This window comes from Kineococcus glutinatus, from assembly GCF_039542765.1.
Classification (GTDB): Bacteria; Actinomycetota; Actinomycetes; order Actinomycetales; family Kineococcaceae; genus Kineococcus_A; species Kineococcus_A glutinatus.
In genome coordinates, this window is sequence record NZ_BAABIL010000171.1 from 1 (window position 1) to 903 (window position 903).

Sequence of the window (903 nt, forward strand, 5' to 3'; positions counted from 1 at the left end):
CTGCCCTGCGCCGACGGCCGGCCGCTGCCCACGCCGGACCTGCTGGGGCAGGCGCCCCGCCGGCTGCCCGGCCAGCGCGATCCCCGGCGGGGCGAGCGGGTGCTGGCGGCGGTGGCGCTGCTGGTGGCGGCACCGCCGCTGCTGACCAGCACCGCGGCGCTCACCGAGCTGGCGGAGGCGGCGGACGCGGGCGGGCCGTGGGGGGAGCTCGTGCCGTCGGCGGCGGCGCTGTTCCTGGCGGGGTTCACCCGCGACCTCGTCCGGGTCGTCGACGCCGGCCGGATCGCGCCCTACCTGGCGGGCAGCTGGCCCGACGTCCGGCCGGTGTGGTTCCCCGCGCAGGACCCCGACCTGCGCGGGTGGTTCGACGCGCACGTGGCCGCGGCGCCACCGGTGCTGCGCGCGGCGCTGGAACCGGGCGAGCGCCGCGGTGGCGGGCGCACGAGCGCTGAGGTCCTGACCGGGCTGGCGGTCGACGTGGTGGCGGCCCTGGTGCGGGAGCGGCTGTCGGCGGTGCCGGCCGGGGAGCTGTCCTGGCGCCAGGCGGTGCGCCGGGCCGGTCACCCCCTGCTGGACTCCCTGGCCACGGGCGGGTCGCTGCAGGTGCCGCAGCGGCGGGTGGAGCCGCTGCGGCTCGCGCTGGCGGAGTGGGCGACGTCGTGGCGGCCGCGGCAGTTCGAGGTGGTGCTGCGGCTGGTGGAACCCGACGGCCCCGAACCCGACGATCCCGAGCCCGACGACCTGGAACCCGACGGCGCGCGGGCCGGCGCAGGCCGGGAGTGGTGGCTGCTCGACGTCGGGGTCCGCGTCGACGGCGCCGCACCCGCCGGCCGCGGGGAGCTGACGGGCGACACCGAGGCGCTGGCGGCGCTCACCGCGGGGTGGCAGCGCGCCGCCCGCGCG

The 903-nt window shown here is 80.6% G+C and carries 1 pseudogene; it reads left to right on the forward strand.

The annotated features are described in order from the left end of the window. Positions 1-903: pseudogene (locus tag ABEB16_RS07375) on the forward strand (hypothetical protein); the annotation flags it as partial.